This is a genomic window from Helcobacillus sp. ACRRO, from assembly GCF_022347125.1.
Lineage (GTDB): Bacteria > Actinomycetota > Actinomycetes > Actinomycetales > Dermabacteraceae > Helcobacillus > Helcobacillus massiliensis.
This window is the reverse complement of record NZ_JAKRNG010000018.1, coordinates 23,275-40,526: the sequence shown is the minus strand read 5'-3', so window position 1 is coordinate 40,526 and position 17,252 is coordinate 23,275. Positions and strand designations below refer to the sequence as shown.

Below are 17,252 nucleotides of genomic sequence, written 5' to 3'. Positions count from 1 at the left end.
CCCGTGCCCCGTTCACGGCCCACTGACCCGTTTCTCCGAAGGAATCGCGAATGTCCCGTCCCTCCGCCTACCGCCCGTTCTCCACGGTCCTCATCGCCAACCGCGGCGAAATCGCCGTGCGGATCGCTCGGGCCTGCCGTGACGCCGGGCTGCGCTCCATCGCCGTCTACTCCGACAGCGATCGCAGCGCCCTGCACACGAAGGTGGCCGACGAGGCGTACGCCCTGGGCGGCACCACCGCCGCCCAGTCGTACCTCGTGGTGGACAAGCTGCTGGACATCGCCCAGCGCTCCGGCGCCGACGCCATCCACCCCGGCTACGGATTCCTCTCCGAACAGGCCGACTTCGCGCAGGCCGTGATGGACGCCGGCCTGGTGTGGATCGGCCCACCGCCGCGCGCCATCGAACAGCTCGGCGACAAGGTCAGCGCCCGCCACATCGCCCAGCGCGCCGGCGCCCCGCTCGTCGCCGGCACGAAGGACCCCGTCAAGGGGTCCGATGAGGTCCTCGAGTTCGCGAAGCGCGAAGGCCTCCCCATTGCGATCAAAGCAGCGTTCGGCGGCGGCGGCCGCGGCCTGAAGGTCGCCCGCGAACTCGCCGAAGTGCGCGAACTGTACGACTCCGCCGTCCGTGAAGCGGTCTCCGCGTTCGGCCGCGGCGAATGCTTCGTGGAGCGGTTCCTCGACTCCCCCCGCCACGTGGAGACGCAGTGCCTCGCGGACTCCCACGGCAACGTGCAGGTCGTCTCCACCCGTGACTGCTCCCTTCAGCGCCGCCACCAGAAGCTCGTGGAGGAAGCGCCCGCACCGTTCCTCACCGACGACCAGAACACCCAGCTGATGGAGGCCTCCCGCGCGATCCTGCGCGAAGCCGACTACGTGGGCGCCGGCACCTGCGAGTTCCTCGTGGGCAAGGACGGCACCATCTCCTTCCTCGAAGTGAACACCCGCCTGCAGGTGGAGCACCCCGTCACCGAAGAGATCACCGGCGTGGACCTGGTGCGCGAGCAGTTCCGCATCGCCGCTGGTGAGAGGATCAGCGAAGAGACCCCGGTCAGCCGCGGCCACTCCTTCGAGTTCCGCATCAACGGTGAGGACGCCGGCCGCGGATTCCTCCCCTCCCCCGGCCCCATCAAGGTGTTCGAAGCTCCCAGCGGCCCGGGCGTCCGCGTGGACTCCGGTGTCCGCGCCGGTGATGAGATCTCCGGCCACTTCGACTCCATGCTCGCCAAGCTCATCGTCACCGGCGCCACCCGCCGGGAGGCGCTCGAGCGCTCCCGCCGCGCGCTGGACGAGTTCCGCATCGACGGTCTGCCCACCGTGATGCCGTTCCACCGCCTCGTGGTGGACGATCCGGACTTCGCCCCGCAGAAGGACGACGAGCCGTTCCGCGTCCACACCCGCTGGATCGAGACCGAATGGACCGGCGAGGTCACGCCCGCTCCCCTGCCCGTGCCGGGCGAAGAGGACGAGGGCCGTGAGAACGTGGTCGTGGAGGTCGACGGCCGCCGCGTCGAAGTGTCGCTCCCGGCTTCGCTGCGGGCGCCGCGGACCCCGTCGGCCCAGCGCCGCCGCCGCACCCAGCGCGGCCAGACCGGCCCGGCTGCCGCCTCCGGCAACGCCGTCACCGCCCCCATGCAGGGCACCATCGTCAAGGTGGTCGCCGAAGAGGGACAGTCCGTGGCCGACGGCGACCTGCTCGTGGTGCTCGAGGCGATGAAGATGGAGCAGCCGATCCTCGCCCACCGCAGCGGCGTGGTGAAGAACCTCGACGCGGAGATCGGCGCGACCGTCTCCGCCGGCGCTGTCCTCTGCGAACTCGACGACTGATCGATCTCGGAGGGCCCGTCGGCCCCGGCGGATCCCGGCTGCTCCCCGGTACGATCGGGGCATGACGAACACGCACGACACCGCCCAGCCGTACCGCGATGCCGACGCGGCCGCAGCCGCCATCCGCTCCGCCTCCGGCTTGGAGCGCATCGACCTGTCCCTCACCCTCGGATCCGGCTGGTCCGGTGCCGCCGACCTCATCGGTGACGAAGTGTGGTCCGCGCCTGCGCACTCCATCCCCGGGTTCTCCCGCCCCGCCGTGGACGGCCACACCGGGATGCTCCGCGCCATCCGCGTCACCGGCACCGACGCGATCGCCCTCGTCCTCGGCGCCCGCACCCACCTGTACGAGGGCAGGGGCGTGCCGGCCGTGGTGCACGGCGTGCGCACCGCCGCCGCCCTCGGCGCCCGCACCGCGATCCTCACCAACGGCTGCGGCGGTCTCAACCGCGACTGGCGGCCCGGCACCGCCGTCCTGATCCGCGACCACATCAACTTCTCCGGCGCCACCCCGCTGGTGGGAGCGACGTTCCTCGACCAGACCGAGGCGTACTCGCAGCGCCTGCGGAGCCTCGCTCACCGCATCGACCCGTCCCTGCCGGAGGGCGTGTACATGCAGTTCCACGGCCCCACCTACGAGACGCCCGCCGAGGTGCGCATGGCCGGGGTGGTCGGCGCTGACCTCGTGGGGATGTCCACGGTGCTGGAGACCATCGCGGCCCGAGAGGCCGGCATGGAGGTGCTCGGCATGTCGCTCGTGACGAACCTCGCCGCCGGCATCTCCCCGGAGCCCCTGTCCCACCAGGAGGTCATCGAGGCGGGCCGGGCCGCGGCACCGCGGCTCGCGGACCTGCTGTCGAAGATCACCGTCGGCATCGCCGAAGCCGGCCCCACCACTGAGGAGCGCACCGCATGAGCACCCCCGACCCCGCCCTGCTGGAGCGCGCCCGCACCTGGCTCGCCGACGACCCCAACCCCGCCACCCGGGAATCCCTGCAGTCCCTGATCGACACAGCCGAGAACGGAGACGCGGCCGCCGCTGCCAAGCTGCAGGACGCGTTCGCAGGGATGCTGCAGTTCGGCACCGCGGGCCTGCGCGGCGCCATGGGACCCGGCCCGAACCGCATGAACGACTCCGTCGTGTCCCTCGCCGCCGCCGGCATCGGAGCATGGCTGCGCGAGAGGGTCGGCGATGCCCGCGTGGTGATCGGCTTCGATGCCCGCTGCCACTCCGAGGAGTTCGCGCGCCGCAGCGCCGCCATCCTCACCGCCGCCGGACACCAGACGATGCTGATGCCCGCCGCCTGGCCCACCCCCATCACCGCCTACGCGGTCCGCGCGCTCGATGCGGACGCCGGCATCCAGGTCACCGCCTCCCACAACCCCGCCGCGGACAACGGCTACAAGGTGTACCTCGGCGGCCGCGCCACCAGCGCAGAGGGCCGCGGGGTGCAGATCGTGCCGCCGGTCGATGCGGAGATCGCCGCGCAGATCGCCGCAGTCGAATCCGTCTCATCGATCCCTGTCGCCGAATCCGGCTGGACCACGCTCGGCGGCGATGTGCAGGGCGAGTACGTGCAGGCGATCCAGCAGGTCCTCACCCCGGGCGGACCCCGCGATGTCAGCATCGTGCACACCTCCATGCACGGGGTCGGCCACGACACGGTGATGACCGCGCTGTCCCAGGCCGGGTTCCTGACCGTGCATGCCGTGGGGGCGCAGGCGGACCCCGACCCGGACTTCCCCACCGTGGAGTTCCCGAACCCGGAGGAGCCCGGCGCGATCGACCTCGCGCTCGAGCAGGCGCGCCGCGTGGGCGCCGACCTCGTGATCGCGAACGACCCGGACGCTGACCGGTGCGCTGTGGCGGTCCCGGACCCGCGGCTCGGCGACTGGCGGATGCTGACCGGTGATGAGCTCGGTGCCCTGCTCGGCTTCGCACTGCTGCGCCGCACCACCGAGAGCAGCGTCTACGCCAACTCGATCGTGTCCTCCCGCCTGCTCGCCGCCATCGCCGACGGCGCGGAGGTGAAGTCAGCGCAGACCCTGACCGGGTTCAAGTGGATCGCCCGCACCGAGGACCTCACCTTCGGGTACGAAGAGGCGATCGGCTACTGCGTGCTGCCGGACGTGGTGCGCGACAAGGACGGCATCTCAGCGGCGCTCGCCATCGCGGAGCTGGCCGCCGAGGTGAAGGCCGACGGGTCCTCCCTGATCGGTGTGCTCGATGCCCTGGCCCGCCACTGCGGGCTGTTCGCCACGTCGCAGGTGTCGCTGCGGGTGACGGATCTCGATGAGCTGGGGGCGATGATGGCGCGGCTGCGGCAGAATCCGCCCGCGCAGCTGAACGGCTGCCCGGTGACGGTGACGGACCTCGCCGGCGGCACCGACCCCGGCGAAGCGGGCGGCGGTGTGCCCGCGGGCCTGCCGCCGACGGATGCCGTGGTGCTGCTCGCGGAGGACCGCTCCCGCATCATCGTGCGGCCCTCCGGGACGGAGCCGAAGCTGAAGTGCTACCTGGAGGCTGTGGAGGACGTCGCCCCCGATGCCTCCTTCGAGGACCTCACCGGCGCCCACCAGCGCGCTCAGCGGACGCTGACGGCGCTGGCGCGCGAGATCCGCCAGGTGCTCGGGGTTCAGTAGCCGTTCGCCTGCGACTCCTCAGTGAGGCTCTCGGTCTCACCACCGAGGCCGGCGCCGCCGGCCTGCTGACCGCCGGCCGCCTCCTCGAGGATGGCGGCGGAGCCGGACAGGCCCAGACGGTTCGCGCCGGCGGCGATCATCTCGCGCGCCGCAGCGAGGGTGCGGATCCCGCCGGAGGCCTTCACACCGAGGTCCTCGCCGACGGTGTCGCGCATCAGACGCACCGCGTGACCGCTGGCGCCGCCGGCGGGGTGGAACCCAGTGGAGGTCTTCACGAAGTCGGCGCCGGCGTTCTTCGCGGCCCGGCAGGAGGCGACGATCTGCTCATCGCTCAGCGCCGCCGATTCGATGATGACCTTGAGGACGGCGCCGGGGATCGCGTCGCGGACGGCGCGGATCTCCGCTTCGGTGAAGTCGGCATCGCCGGCGGCGGCCCGGCCCACGTTGATCACCATGTCGACTTCGTCAGCGCCGTTGTCGACGGCGAGCTTCGCCTCGGCGGCCTTGACCTCGGGGGCGTGCTGGCCCGACGGGAAGCCGCACACGGTCGCCACGTGCACGGTGGTGTCGATCGGCAGCATCGACGGGGACACGCAGATCGAGTAGGTGCCGAGCTGTTCGGCTTCACGGGCGAGGGCGGCGGCGTCGGCCGGGCTGGACTCGGGCTTCAGCAGGGTGTGATCGATCAGCTGGGCGAGTTCGCTCGGCGTGAGGGCGGAGGCGTCAGGGGCGGTGGTTGTCACGTTGTCGTTCATACGCGTCATTCTCGCACGCGCCTACACTGGTGCATCGTGAACACTGAGCCCCCAGCCGCCGCGGTCCGCCGCATCGTCCTGCTCGCGGGACCCTCCGGCAGCGGCAAGGGCCGCCTCGGCGCCCTCGCCGGCATCCCCCTGGTCCAGCTGGACGACTTCTACCGCGACGGCGACGAGCCGGGCCTGCCGCAGCGCTTCGGCATCGTGGACTGGGACCACCCCGCCTCCTGGAAGGGCGACGACGCCCTCCAGGCACTGATCGCGCTCTGCCACGAGGACTCGGTCCGGATCCCCACCTACTCCATTCCCCGCAGTGCCCGCACCGGCACGCAGACCATCCGCGCCGCCGGCTTCCCGATCGTGCTGGCCGAGGGCGTCTTCGCCGCGGAACTCGTGGAGCCGCTGCAGAGGCTCGGTCTGCTGGCCGACGGGATCGTCCTCGACCGCCCCACCGCCCTCGTGACGGGCCTGCGGGTGGCGCGCGACGTGCGGGAGCGCCGCAAACCGCTGCCGACGATCATGCGCCGCGCCGTCGGCCTCGCCCGGTCCCAGAAGACCGATGTGACGACCTGGGCGAGCAAGGGGCTGCGGCCCCTCGGCTTTCGGGACGCGCTCGCCCGGGTGCGGGCGCTGATGACCGCCGCCGACGCTCAGACGGAGCACGCGGGCCGGACCGAGCAGGTGGCCGAGCCGCCGGTGATCACCGTGTCCGCGGTGTGCTTCACGCACTTCACTCCCCCGGGGCCCGGTGTGCCGAACGGTCAGTGGCGCCTCTTCAGCGTCCGCAAGAAGGGCACGGACCGCTTCATGCAGCCCGGCGGCAAACCGGAGCCGGGTGAGACCGCTGTGCAGGCAGCGGTGCGGGAAGTGAAGGAGGAACTGAACATCTCGCTCGCCCCGCACCAGCTGGTGGAACTGGGCTCGCACCGCACCATGGCGGCCAACGAAGCGGGGCATGCCCTGGAGGGGACGGTGTTCCTCGCTCCGCAGGTGCACAACCCTACGGACATGGCCATCCGCGCGGAGCTCGAAGAGGCCCGCTGGATCGACATCGAGAACCCGTCGGACGACGTCCCGATCGCCCCGCTGATGCGGGAGTTCATCCTCCCTGCCCTGCGCGAGCGCCTGCGCTGACTCGCCGGCCGGTTCCCGCCCTCAGGCGATGCGGTCGAGGATGCGGCTGGGCAGCGGGAACTCCTCGGCCCCCGCATCGATCATGAAGGCGCCCGCAATCGCTTCCTCGGCGCGGCTGAACTTCTCCGGCGTGTTCGTCTGCATCCGGGCGATGACCTCGCCCTTCGTCACCCGCTGACCGAGGGTGCGCATCAGCCGCACACCGGCCTCGTGCTGCACCGGGGCGCCCGGGGTGGAGCGACCCGCGCCGAGGCGCCACGCCGCCACCCCCACCTTCAGCGAGTCGATATCGGTGATGACCCCGTCGGCCTCCGCCACCACATCGGTGAACTCCGCCGCCTGCGGCAGCGGGGCGTCCACGTCCCCGCCCTGGGCGGTGATCATGGCGCGCCACGTGTCCATCGCGCGGCCGTCCTGCAGCGCAGCCTCCACATCGACGTCGCTCTTTCCGGCGGCGGCGAGCATCTCGCGGGCGAGCGCAACGGTCAGCTCCACCACGTCGGCGGGGCCGCCGCCCTGCAGCACCTCCAGGCTCTCCTCCACCTCGATGGCGTTGCCGGCGGTGAGGCCGAGCGGGGCGGACATGTCCGTCAGCAGCGCCACGGTCCGCACGCCGGCGTCCGTGCCGAGGTCCACCATGGTGCGGGCGAGCTCGCGCGCGTCCGCCTCATCACGCATGAACGCACCGGCACCGGTCTTCACATCGAGGGTGAGGGCGGCGGTGCCCTCCGCGATCTTCTTCGACATGATCGAGGAGGCGATCAGCGGGATCGAGTCGACGGTGCCGGTGACGTCCCGCAGCGCGTACAGGCGCTTGTCGGCGGGGGCGAGCCCGGAACCGGCGGCGCAGATCACGGCACCGACCTCGCGCAGCTGAGCGAAGAACTCCTCGTTGGTGAGGTCGGCGCGCCAGCCGGGAATGGATTCGAGCTTGTCGAGTGTGCCGCCGGTGTGGCCGAGGCCGCGGCCGGACAGCTGCGGCACGGCGGCGCCGAAGCTGGCGACCAGGGGCGCGAGAGGCAGCGTGATCTTGTCGCCCACGCCGCCGGTGGAGTGCTTGTCCGTGGTGGGGGCGCCGAGGCCCTCGAAGCTCATGGTCTCGCCCGAGTCGATCATGGCGCGGGTCCAGTGGGCGATCTCAGCACGGTCCATCCCCTGCAGGCAGATCGCCATCGCCAGCGACGCCATCTGCGAATCGGCCATGTGGCCGCGGGCATAGGCGTCGATGGTCCAGGCGATCTGCTCGGGGGTGAGGGTTCCGCCGAAGCGCTTGGCGCGGATGATGTCGACGGCGTCGAACTGTTCGGTCATGAGGGGTCTCCTTCGGTGCGGCGCTCCGCGGCGGCGGGGCCAGCAGGGTCGGCGGCGGCGGGGTCGTCGAGGTCGGCGGGGCCGAACGCCTGCGGCAGCACCGCATCGAGGGTGCGCTCCCCCAGCGGGGTGAGGATCCGGAACTGCGGCGACGCATGCTCGGCGAGCAGCTGGCGGCAGCGGCCGCACGGCATGATGACCGCCCCATCGCCGTTGACGCACACGAACTTCTCCAGCTTCCCGCCGCCACCGGCGATGAGCTCGGAGACCAGTCCGCATTCCGCGCAGAGCGTCACGCCGTAGCCGGCGTTCTCCACGTTGCATCCGGTGACGGTGCGCCCGTCGTCGGCGAGCCCCGCCGCGCCCACCCTGAAGCCCGAGTAGGGGGCGTAGGCGCGCTGAGCGACGTCGCGAGCGGAATCCAGCAGGGCGTCGAACCCTGCGGTCTGCGCCGTCGGCCCTGTCGTCTCCGTCGGTTCCGTCGGTCCCGCCGGGGTGGGGGTGTCCATGCCTTGACTCCGTTCGGCAGCGGTGCGGGCGCTGAGGGTGCCGGCGCCCGCTCGAGCGGTCACGATGACCGGGTGGCGGTCACTTGATGTAGGGCTTGCCGTCGGCGGCGGGTACGCGCACGCGGCCCACGAAGCCGGCCACGGCCAGCAGCGTCACGATGTACGGGAGCATGTTCAGGAACTCCGAGGGCACCGTGAACTTCTCCACGCCCGCCGGCAGCGGCGAGGAGGAGAGGATGCCGAGGTTCTGCTGCAGGGCGGTCGCGAACGCGAAGAACAGCGCCGCCATCGCCGCGCCCACCGGGTGGTAGCGGCCCAGGATCATCGCCGCGAGCGCAATGTATCCCTTGCCGGCGGAGATCTCCTGCGTGAACGCCACATTGGTGCCGACCGTGAGAGTGGCACCGCCGAGACCGGCGATCGCGGAGCCGAGCAGCACGTTCGACCAGCGGGTGCGGGCCACGTTGATGCCGACGGTGTCCGCCGCCTGCGGATGCTCACCGACGCTGCGGACCCGCAGCCCCCACCGGGTGCGGAAAAGGGCGACGGTGCAGACTGCGACGATGACCCACATGAGGTACACGAGGATGTTCTGGCTGAACAGCATCGGGCCGATCAGGGGGATGTCCGCCAGCACGGGGATCCGCAGCTCGGGCAGGCGCAGCGGCACGTTGTACCGCTCGGCCTGCGGCTTCAGCACCGCCCCGTAGAAGAAGCTGGTCAGGCCGACCGCCAGCACGTTCAGCACCACGCCGACGATGATCTGCTGCACGTGGTATCCGACTGCGAACAGTGCCAGCAGTGCACCCATCACGAGCGCGACGAGCGGGGCGGCGAGCATGCCGATCCAGGGGCTGCCCGTCATGGAGCCGACCACGGCGGCGCCGAAGGCACCGAACAGCAGCTGGCCCTCGATCGCGATGTTGATGACGCCGGCGCGTTCGGACAGCACACCGGACAGGGCGCCGAACACCAGCGGCACGGCGAGTCCGAGGGTGGCCTTCAGCAGGAACTCGATGTTCAGGGACTGGGCTGCGACGGTCCACACGAGGAACGCGACGGCGAACAGCACACCGAAGCCGACCAGCAGCGCGGGCTTCGCGAAGCGCGGCCAGGTGCGGTTGGTGGCCTGCATGAACCAGGCGAAGCCGGCGAGGGCCAGCAGCACCATCGACAGCACGATCGCGGTGGGCACCGACGGCACCGTGATCTCCGTGGGGATGCCCATGGAGGTGAACATGGAGTCGTGCGCGATGGTGAAGTGGGAGTCCTGGCCGCGGACTCCGCCGATGCCGAACACCAGCAGGGACACCAGGGCGAAGAAGGTGAGGGCGGCCGGCATCTTCCACCAGCCGGGCAGGCGGCCCTTGGCTTCGGTGAGGCGGACCTCGGAGTCCCCGGTGGTGATGGGGGCGCGGCTGACTGCGGTCGAGTTCATCTCAGGCCTCCTTGGCGGCCGCGGTGCGGCGGGGACGGGTCAGCAGGTTCAGGCCGGACATGCGGCGCACCAGCGGCGGGGCTGCGATGAACAGCACCACGAGCGCCTGGATGACGGCGACGAGGTCGATGGGCACGCCCTGGCCCTCCATGTAGCGGCCGCCGGTGGACAGCCCGGCGAAGAGGATGCCCGCCAGGATGATGCCGACGGGTCCGGAGCGGCCCAGCAGGGCCACGGTGATGGCGTCGAAGCCGATGCTGCCGGCGATGCCGTCGTTGAGGGAGTGTTCGGTGCCGAGCACGTTGACGGCGCCGCCGAGGCCGACGAGGCCACCGGCGATCAGCATCACGAGGAAGCTGGAGGTGCCCACGCTGATGCCGGCGACCTGTGCGGCGCGGGGGTTCTCGCCGACCGCGCGGAAGCGGAAGCCGAGGGTGGAGCGGGACATCAGCCACCACAGGAACAGGGCCGCCAGCAGCATGATGACGAAGCCGAGGTGGAGGCGGAACTGGTCGCCGAGCAGGCGCGGCAGCATCGCGGTGGCCTTCACCTGCGGGGACTGCGGGGTGAGCACGTTGGGTGCGCGGAACGCGGCCGTGGTGAGGAGCCAGGCGAGCAGGTTCACCGCGATCCAGTTCAGCATGATCGTGGTGATCACTTCGTTGGCGTCGAAGCGGGCCTTGAGGAAGCCGGCGATGCCGCCCCAGAGCCCACCGGCGGCGATGCCGGCGGCCAGCGCCGCGATCAGGTGGATCACCGGGGGCAGGGACAGGCCGAAGCCCACCCAGGCGGCGGCTGCGGAGCCGACGATCAGCTGGCCGGTGCCGCCGATGTTGAACAGGCCGGCGCGGAAGCCGACCGCCATGCCGAGCGCGGCGATGATCAGCGGGGTCGCGACCGTGAGGGTTTCGATGAGGCGGTTCCACGCCTGGGTGGAGGTCCTCGCCCTGTAGTCGTACACGGCGCCGCGGAAGAGCGCGTCGTACGCGGAGACGATGGCGTCCCACGAGGCGCGGAAGAAGTCGGAGGGGCGGGCGAACAGGTACGTGGCGGACTGGCGGACGTCCTCGTTGGAGATGAGGATCAGCACGGCGCTGATCAGGAACGCGAACACGAACGCCATGATCACCACGGGGATCTCGCTGCGCCCGATGCGGGCGGCGAGCGTGGGGGTGTTCTCGTTCTCAGCAGTGGGGGCGCTCACGCGATGTCTCCTTCGGCGGCGAGTTCTTCGTTGGCGAGGGTGCTGCCGGAGGCGACTTCGGCGCGGGCCGCTTCAGCGGTGTAGCCGGCCATCATCAGGCCGAGCACTTCGCGGGATTCGTCTCCGGGCACGATGCCGAGGATGCGGCCGCGGTACATCACCGCGATGCGGTCGGACAACTGGCTGATCTCGTCGAGCTCCGTGGAGACGATGATGACGGGGGTTCCTTCGCTGCGGGCCGCGATGATGCGGCGGTGCAGGAACTCGATGGAGCCGACGTCCACGCCGCGGGTGGGCTGGGCGGCGATGAACAGGGAGAGGTCGCGGCTGAGCGCGCGCGACATCACGACCTTCTGCTGGTTGCCGCCGGACAGGGAGCCGACGGGTGAGTCCGTGCCGGAGGTGCGGATGTCGAACTCCTCGACCTGCTCCTGGGCGTGCTTGCGGATGCGCGGCAGCCGCAGGGAGAGGGCGGAGCCGAAGGGGCGGCGGTCGTGCTGGTCGAGCACGAGGTTCTCGGCGACGCTGAAGGAGCTGACGAGGGCGTCGTGCGTGCGGTCCTCGGGGACGAACCCGACCCCGGCGTCCAGCACCTGCTTGGTGGAGCGGCCCACCAGTTCGGTGCTGCCGAGGCGGATGGAGCCCCACACGTTCTTCTGCAGGCCCATGATCGCTTCGGTGAGCTCGGTCTGGCCGTTGCCCTGCACTCCGGCGATGCCGAGGATCTCCCCTTCGCGGACGTCGAAGGAGACGTTGTCGACGGTGCGCAGCCCGGCATCGTCCACCACGGTGAGGTCGCGCACGCTGACGGCGGTCTCCCCCGTCGGCGCCTCCTCCTTGTCGAACTGCAGGGCGACACTGCGGCCCACCATCAGGTTCGCCAGTTCGGACTGCTCCGCGGACGGGTCGGCGGTGTCGACGATCCTGCCGCGGCGGATCACGGTGATGCGGTCGGCGACGGCGCGCACTTCGCGCAGCTTGTGGGTGATGAACACGATGGAGGTGCCCTCGTCCCGCAGCTGCTTCATGATCTGCATGAGCTCGTCGGTCTCCTGCGGGGTGAGCACCGCGGTGGGCTCATCGAGCACGAGGACCTCGGCGCGGCGGGACAGCGCTTTGATGATCTCCACGCGCTGCTGCGCACCGACGGGGAGGTCCTCGACCACGGAGTCGGGGTTGATGTCGAAGCCGAACCGTTCGGAGATCTCCCGCACCTTCGCGCGGGCGGCCGCCATGTCCAGCATGGGGCCCTTCGTGGGTTCGTGGCCCAGTGCGACGTTCTCCGCGACGGTGAACACGGGCACCAGCATGAAGTGCTGGTGGACCATGCCGATGCCGGCGGCCATGGCGTCGCCGGGGCCGCTGAAGCTGACGGGCTTCCCGTCGAGCAGGATGCGGCCGCCGTCGGGCTGGTACAGCCCGTACAGAACGTTCATCAGGGTGGATTTTCCGGCGCCGTTCTCGCCGAGCAGGGAGTGGATCTCCCCGGGTTCGACCACCAGGTCGATGCTGTCGTTGGCGGTGAACGAACCGAAACGCTTCGTGATGCCCTGCAGTTCGAGTTTCACGGTCTCCTGCTCCTTGCGCGGCCGTCGTCGGCGGTCAGAAGGCCGACGGGTCCCGAAGAACCCGTCGGCCGGTGATGGTGATGATCAGGGGATCACTTCGGGGAGGACGGGGAGTCGACCGTGACCTTGCCGTCGATGATGTCCTGCTTCAGCGAGTCGATCTCCTTCTTCAGGTCCGCGGGGACCTTGGAGTCGAAGTCGTAGAAGGGGGCCAGCGACACGCCCTCGTTCTCCAGGGTGCCCACGTACGGCTCGTTGGAGAACTTGCCGGCCATGTCGGCAGTGGCGACGTCCTGAACAGCGGGCGAGATGCCCTTCATCACGGAGGTGAGGATGACCTCCTTGGAGTCCGGGTTCGTCTTGGCGCCGTCGGCGTCCACCCAGATCACCTTGGTGCCGTCGTGCTCCTTCGCGGCGGCGAGGGAGCCGGCGCCGACGGGGCCCGCGACCGGCATGATGATGTCGGCCTTCTGGCTGATGAAGCCCTCGGTGAGGGTCTTGCCCTTGGTCTGGTCCTCGAAGTCGCCGGAGAAGGAGCCGTCCTGCTTGTCCTTGTTCCAGCCGAGCACCTTGACGTCGGTGCCGTGGACCTCGTTGTACTTCGCGACGCCGTCCACGAAGCCGTCCATGAAGATGGTGACGGACGGGATCTTCATACCGCCGTAGGTGGCGACCACGCCGGTCTCGGACATGCCGGCGGCGAGGTACCCGGCCAGGTAGGAGGCCTGGGCGGTGTCGAAGAGGATCGGCTTGACGTTTTCGACTTCGATCGGGTTGCCGTCGGAGTCGAGGGCCGGGGAGTCGATGATGGCGTAGTGCGCATCGGGGTTGGCCTTCGCCGCGGTGGCGGTGGAGCCGGCCAGGAGGAAGCCGACCGTGTAGGTCAGGGTGCAGCCCTGGTTGAGCATGTTCTGCAGGTTCGGCTGGAAGTCAGCCGGGGAGGAGGACTCGGCGGTCTGGATCTCCGCACCGGTCTGGTCCTTGATGGCGACGAGGCCGTCGTGGCCGGACTCGTTGAAGGACTTGTCGTCGAAGCCGCCCTGGTCGGAGACCATGCAGGCCTTGTAGTCCTTGGGGGCGCTGCTGTCGCCACCGGCGCCCTTCTGCTCTTCGGGTGGTGCGCCACAGGCGCTGAGAAGGAGCGCTCCGGCTCCGAGGATAGCCGCTGCGCGGGCTGCCGTTGACTTCATGGGGATCCTCCAACGACACGGGGGTCGGGTCAGGGGTCGGGGCCGGGCTCCGATGCCAGGCGCTGGCAATAACCTACCCCGCCTGAGAGGGTTTGCAGAACCCAGAGGTCCCACCGCGGCGGCGACCCCGGTCAGCGCTTCTGGTCGCGCTGCACGCACAGGGCCGCGAGGAACCCGGCGCCGCAGCGGATGGCGCGCTCGTCGATCACGAGGTCCCCCATGTGGAGGTCGTAGGTGCGGCCTCCGGGAGTGCGGGTGCCGAGGCGGCCGAGCGCCCCGGGCACCTTCCCGAGGTACCAGGCGAAGTCCTCACCCCCGAGGGACTGCGGCGCCGCCTCCACGCTCTCCGGACCGAACTGACCGGCGGCGGTGCGCTCCATGAGGCGCACGCAGCGGGCGTCGTTGGTGACCGGCGGGATGCCGCGGGTGTGGTGCACGCTCGCCTCCACCCCGAGGGGCCGCACCAGCATGACGAGCAGTTCTTCCAGGAGGGTGGAGGCGCTGTCCCAGGCGTCGCGGTCCAGGCAGCGCAGCGTGCCCTGCATCTGCCCCGAGGAGGGGATCGCGTTGAAGGTGCTGCCGGCGTGGATGGAGCCCCAGGTGAGGTTGACGCCGCTGCGGGGGTCGAGGCGCCGGGTCAGCATCGCCGGCAGCTGGGTGGCGACCAGCCCCATGGCGCAGATGAGGTCCTGGGTGTTGTGGGGCCGGGAGGTGTGGCCGCCGGCGCCGCGCAGTTCGATGGAGATCGGGTCGGCGGCGGAGGTGATGGGGCCGGTGCGCATGCCGATGCGGCCCACGTCGAAGCTGGGGTCGCAGTGGAGGGCGTAGATGGAATCGATGCCGTCCACCACGCCCTGCTTCACCATCTGCAGCGCGCCCGGCGGGGTGGGGCTCTCCTCGGACGGCTGGAACACGAGCCGCACCGTCCGCTTCAGGCGACCCGCGGCCTGGACGGCGCGCAGCGCCATGGCGGCGCCGAGGACGCAGGTCATGTGGACGTCGTGCCCGCAGGCGTGGGAGACGCCGTCGTTGCGGGAGCGGTACTCCACCTTCTTCAGATCGGGTATGCCGAGGGCGTCCATGTCGGCGCGCAGCGCGACGGGGCGCAGGGAGTCATCGGTGCCGCGGATGTCGCAGAACAGGCCGGTCTGCTTGGTGAGGCTGGGTTCGAGGCCGAGGTCGCGCAGCTCGGCGGCGATCAGGGCGGTGGTCCGGAACTCCTGGTGGCTGAGCTCGGGGTCGGCGTGGAGGCGTCGGCGCACCGCGATGAGGTCGTCGATGCGGGAGTCGATGATGCGGTCGATGATGCCGCCCTCTCCGACGACGGCTTGGTGGCGGGCAGCCTCGGGTCCGGCGGTGCGGTTCTGCTCGTTCTCAGGCGTCGGCGACGGTGTCACCCCTTGCCCCTTTCCGTTCATGTCGGTCGTGTTCGTGCTCCCGGTGGTCAGCGCAGATGCCCCTGCCCATGCTCCTGGAGGTTCGCGACGAGGCCGGAGAGGCTCTGCGCGTGGTCGTCGGCGAGGACGAGGAGGACGTCCTCGGTGTCGACCACGGTGATGTCCTCCAGGCCGACGACGGCGACGGGGCGGCCGGTGCGGGAGTAGATGCTGGCGCGGGAGGCGTCGGCGATGACGGGGGCGTCCCCGAGCGCGACCACGTCACTGCCGGCTCCCCCGCTCCCCTGCTGTACGGCTGAGCCGGCCGGCGTGGCGTCGTGGTGTCCCTGCTGGGCGGCCGGCGGGGCGCTGCGCAGCTGACGGCTGAGCGCGTGGAAGTCGCCGACGTCGTCCCAGTCGAATCGGGCCGGCACCATCGCCACCGCTCCCTCCGCGGCGAGCGGCTCCGCGAGCGCGTGGTCGATCGCGATGGAGGTCATCCCCTGCCAGATCCGGTCGATCTCCTCGGGGCCGACGCGCTCCTGGCCCAGACGGGCCAGCTGCCGCGCAGCGTCCGCCACCTGCGGCAGCAGCCGGTCCAGCCAGTGCAGGATCAGGGAGGCGCGGGCAACGAACATGCCGGCGTTCCAGGTGAAGCCCCCGGCGGCGAGGAAGGACTGGGCGGTCTCGGCGTCCGGCTTCTCCACGAAGCGGGCAACCGCGCGGGCGCCCGCAGCCCCGAGCTGTTCGGGGGTTCCGTCGGCCTCCTGGATGTACCCGAAGCCCGTGGCCGGGTAGGTCGGTTCGATGCCGATGGTGACGAGGTGGCCGAGTTCGGCGGCGCGGTGGGCGGCGCGGATGGTCGCGGTGAAGCCGTCGACGTCGTGGATCAGGTGGTCGGCGGCGAAGGAGCCGATGACGGCGTCCTCATCGATGCGTTCGGCGACCGCAGCGGCCCAGGCGATCGCCGGCATGGAGTTCTTCGGGCTCGGTTCGGCGAGGATGCGGGCGCGGCGGTCCGCTCCCGCGGCCACGGCTTGGGCCTGGGTGGTGACGGCGTCGCGGTGAACAGCACCGGTGACGATGATCGGTGGGTGGTCCGCAATGGGCTCGAGGCGGCGAAGGGTCTGCTGCAGCAGGGACGAGCCCGTGCCGGTCAGGTCCAGCAGGAACTTCGGTTCGCTGCGGCGGGACAGGGGCCACAGACGGGTGCCGGACCCGCCGGCGGGGACGATCGGGATGAAGACGGAGCTTGCGCACATGCCCCCACAGTACCGAGCCGCAACCAGGTGACCGACCGAAGAGTCGGTGAGCAGTGTTCGCTCGCCCGGACAGGACAGTCGACACGCCTCGATGTCCAGCGGGCGTTGGGCGTTCGCCCTGTGTTCTCCAGTGCTAGTGTGATAAAGCCAAAACCCCTCACGAACCAATGGAGGTCCCCGTGGCGAATGCCAAGTCCGGGACGCTGTACCGCGGACGCGAAGGCATGTGGTCCTGGGTTGCCCATCGCATCTCCGGCATGCTTCTGTTCCTGTTCCTCATCGTCCATGTGCTCGATACGGCACTGGTGACCGTCTCCCCTGAGGCCTACAACGTGGTCATCGGCCACTACAAGACGGTGGTCTTCGGCCTCGGCGAGATGGGCCTGGTCGGCGCCGTCCTGTTCCATGCGCTCAACGGCCTGCGCATCATCGCAGTCGACTTCTGGTCCAAGGGACCGGCGAAGCAGCGCGCACTGTTCTGGGGCGTGGTCATCGTCTGGGCACTGATGATGCTCGCCTTCGTCCCCCGCCACCTCATGCACATGTTCGGAGGCTGATCATGACCTCGACTTCCATCCCCCAGCCGAGCACCCGCTACTCGCGTTCGCGCTACCGCCGCACCGGCCGGTCCGGCCCGAACTTCGAGATGATGTCATGGCTGTTCATGCGCCTGTCCGGCCTCGTCCTCGTCTTCCTGGTCATCGGCCACCTGTTCGTGAACCTGTGGCTCGGCGAAGGCGTCAAAGCGATCGACTTCGGCTTCGTGGCCGGCAAGTGGGCCAACCCGTTCTGGCAGGTCTGGGACCTGCTGATGCTGTGGCTCGGCATGATCCACGGCGCCAACGGCGTGCGCACCATCATCAGCGACTACGTGGAGCGCCCGCGCCTGCGTCAGGGCCTGAAGTACCTGCTGGCCGCCGTCACCGTCGTCATCATCCTGCTCGGCACCCTGGTCATCTTCACCTTCGACCCGTGCCTGCCGGGCGTCGACTCCCAGACCATGGCGAAGTACTGCCAGGCCTGAGCACTCCCC

The 17,252-nt window shown here is 70.4% G+C and carries 15 protein-coding genes; 6 read left to right on the top strand and 9 right to left on the bottom strand.

Annotated features, from left to right (window positions below):
* Nucleotides 1–50: 50 nt before the first annotated feature.
* The 3 genes from MHY20_RS07725 to MHY20_RS07715 all read left to right on the top strand — a co-directional run bounded on the left by MHY20_RS07725 (nucleotide 51) and on the right by MHY20_RS07715 (nucleotide 4,472).
* Complete coding sequence (locus MHY20_RS07725) at nucleotides 51–1,829, top strand: biotin carboxylase N-terminal domain-containing protein (protein WP_239376033.1); 1,779 nt, start codon at nucleotides 51–53, stop codon at nucleotides 1,827–1,829.
* Nucleotides 1,830–1,890: 61 nt separating this feature from the next.
* Nucleotides 1,891–2,745, top strand: a complete 855-nt coding sequence (locus tag MHY20_RS07720; RefSeq protein ID WP_183373608.1) for a purine-nucleoside phosphorylase — start codon at nucleotides 1,891–1,893, stop codon at nucleotides 2,743–2,745.
* Complete coding sequence (locus MHY20_RS07715; protein WP_239376031.1) at nucleotides 2,742–4,472, top strand: phospho-sugar mutase; 1,731 nt, start codon at nucleotides 2,742–2,744, stop codon at nucleotides 4,470–4,472. Before MHY20_RS07720 ends, MHY20_RS07715 begins: the two co-directional genes overlap by 4 nt.
* On the opposite strand, the gene deoC is transcribed toward MHY20_RS07715, so the two are convergent.
* On the bottom strand, nucleotides 4,466–5,227 hold the full coding sequence (deoC, locus tag MHY20_RS07710; RefSeq protein ID WP_239376029.1) for a deoxyribose-phosphate aldolase: 762 nt from the start codon (nucleotides 5,225–5,227) through the stop codon (nucleotides 4,466–4,468). The two genes, MHY20_RS07715 and deoC, sit on opposite strands and share 7 nt — an antisense overlap.
* A 36-nt stretch (nucleotides 5,228–5,263) precedes the next feature.
* Between deoC and MHY20_RS07705 the strand changes: the two genes are divergently transcribed.
* Complete coding sequence (locus MHY20_RS07705) at nucleotides 5,264–6,361, top strand: NUDIX domain-containing protein (RefSeq protein ID WP_239376027.1); 1,098 nt, start codon at nucleotides 5,264–5,266, stop codon at nucleotides 6,359–6,361.
* A gap of 21 nt (nucleotides 6,362–6,382) precedes the next feature.
* On the opposite strand, the gene MHY20_RS07700 is transcribed toward MHY20_RS07705, so the two are convergent.
* The 8 genes from MHY20_RS07700 to MHY20_RS07665 form a co-directional block, all read right to left on the bottom strand.
* Nucleotides 6,383–7,672: a thymidine phosphorylase gene (locus MHY20_RS07700; RefSeq protein WP_239376025.1), complete on the bottom strand. Its 1,290-nt coding sequence runs from the start codon at nucleotides 7,670–7,672 to the stop codon at nucleotides 6,383–6,385.
* Nucleotides 7,669–8,181: a cytidine deaminase gene (locus MHY20_RS07695; protein ID WP_239376023.1), complete on the bottom strand. Its 513-nt coding sequence runs from the start codon at nucleotides 8,179–8,181 to the stop codon at nucleotides 7,669–7,671. The genes MHY20_RS07700 and MHY20_RS07695 overlap by 4 nt, the downstream gene beginning before the upstream one ends.
* 79 nt (nucleotides 8,182–8,260) lie before the next feature.
* Nucleotides 8,261–9,619 (bottom strand): ABC transporter permease, encoded by a 1,359-nt coding sequence (locus MHY20_RS07690; RefSeq protein WP_239376021.1) that lies wholly within the window; start codon nucleotides 9,617–9,619, stop codon nucleotides 8,261–8,263.
* Between the two features lies 1 nt (nucleotide 9,620).
* Complete coding sequence (locus MHY20_RS07685; RefSeq protein ID WP_239376019.1) at nucleotides 9,621–10,823, bottom strand: ABC transporter permease; 1,203 nt, start codon at nucleotides 10,821–10,823, stop codon at nucleotides 9,621–9,623.
* Complete coding sequence (locus MHY20_RS07680) at nucleotides 10,820–12,391, bottom strand: ABC transporter ATP-binding protein (protein WP_239376017.1); 1,572 nt, start codon at nucleotides 12,389–12,391, stop codon at nucleotides 10,820–10,822. Before MHY20_RS07680 ends, MHY20_RS07685 begins: the two co-directional genes overlap by 4 nt.
* A 92-nt stretch (nucleotides 12,392–12,483) precedes the next feature.
* Nucleotides 12,484–13,581, bottom strand: a complete 1,098-nt coding sequence (locus MHY20_RS07675) for a BMP family ABC transporter substrate-binding protein (RefSeq protein ID WP_239376015.1) — start codon at nucleotides 13,579–13,581, stop codon at nucleotides 12,484–12,486.
* A 131-nt stretch (nucleotides 13,582–13,712) separates the two neighbouring features.
* Nucleotides 13,713–14,978 (bottom strand): amidohydrolase, encoded by a 1,266-nt coding sequence (locus MHY20_RS07670; protein ID WP_239376013.1) that lies wholly within the window; start codon nucleotides 14,976–14,978, stop codon nucleotides 13,713–13,715.
* A 47-nt stretch (nucleotides 14,979–15,025) separates the two neighbouring features.
* Nucleotides 15,026–16,219, bottom strand: coding sequence for a mannose-1-phosphate guanylyltransferase (locus tag MHY20_RS07665; protein WP_239376011.1), 1,194 nt, complete (start codon nucleotides 16,217–16,219; stop codon nucleotides 15,026–15,028).
* Between the two features lie 179 nt (nucleotides 16,220–16,398).
* On the opposite strand from MHY20_RS07665, the gene sdhC reads away from it, so the two are divergent.
* Nucleotides 16,399–16,776 (top strand): succinate dehydrogenase, cytochrome b556 subunit, encoded by a 378-nt coding sequence (gene sdhC, locus MHY20_RS07660; RefSeq protein WP_239376010.1) that lies wholly within the window; start codon nucleotides 16,399–16,401, stop codon nucleotides 16,774–16,776.
* Between the two features lie 2 nt (nucleotides 16,777–16,778).
* On the top strand, nucleotides 16,779–17,243 hold the full coding sequence (locus MHY20_RS07655; RefSeq protein WP_183373596.1) for a succinate dehydrogenase hydrophobic membrane anchor subunit: 465 nt from the start codon (nucleotides 16,779–16,781) through the stop codon (nucleotides 17,241–17,243).
* Nucleotides 17,244–17,252 lie beyond the last annotated feature (9 nt).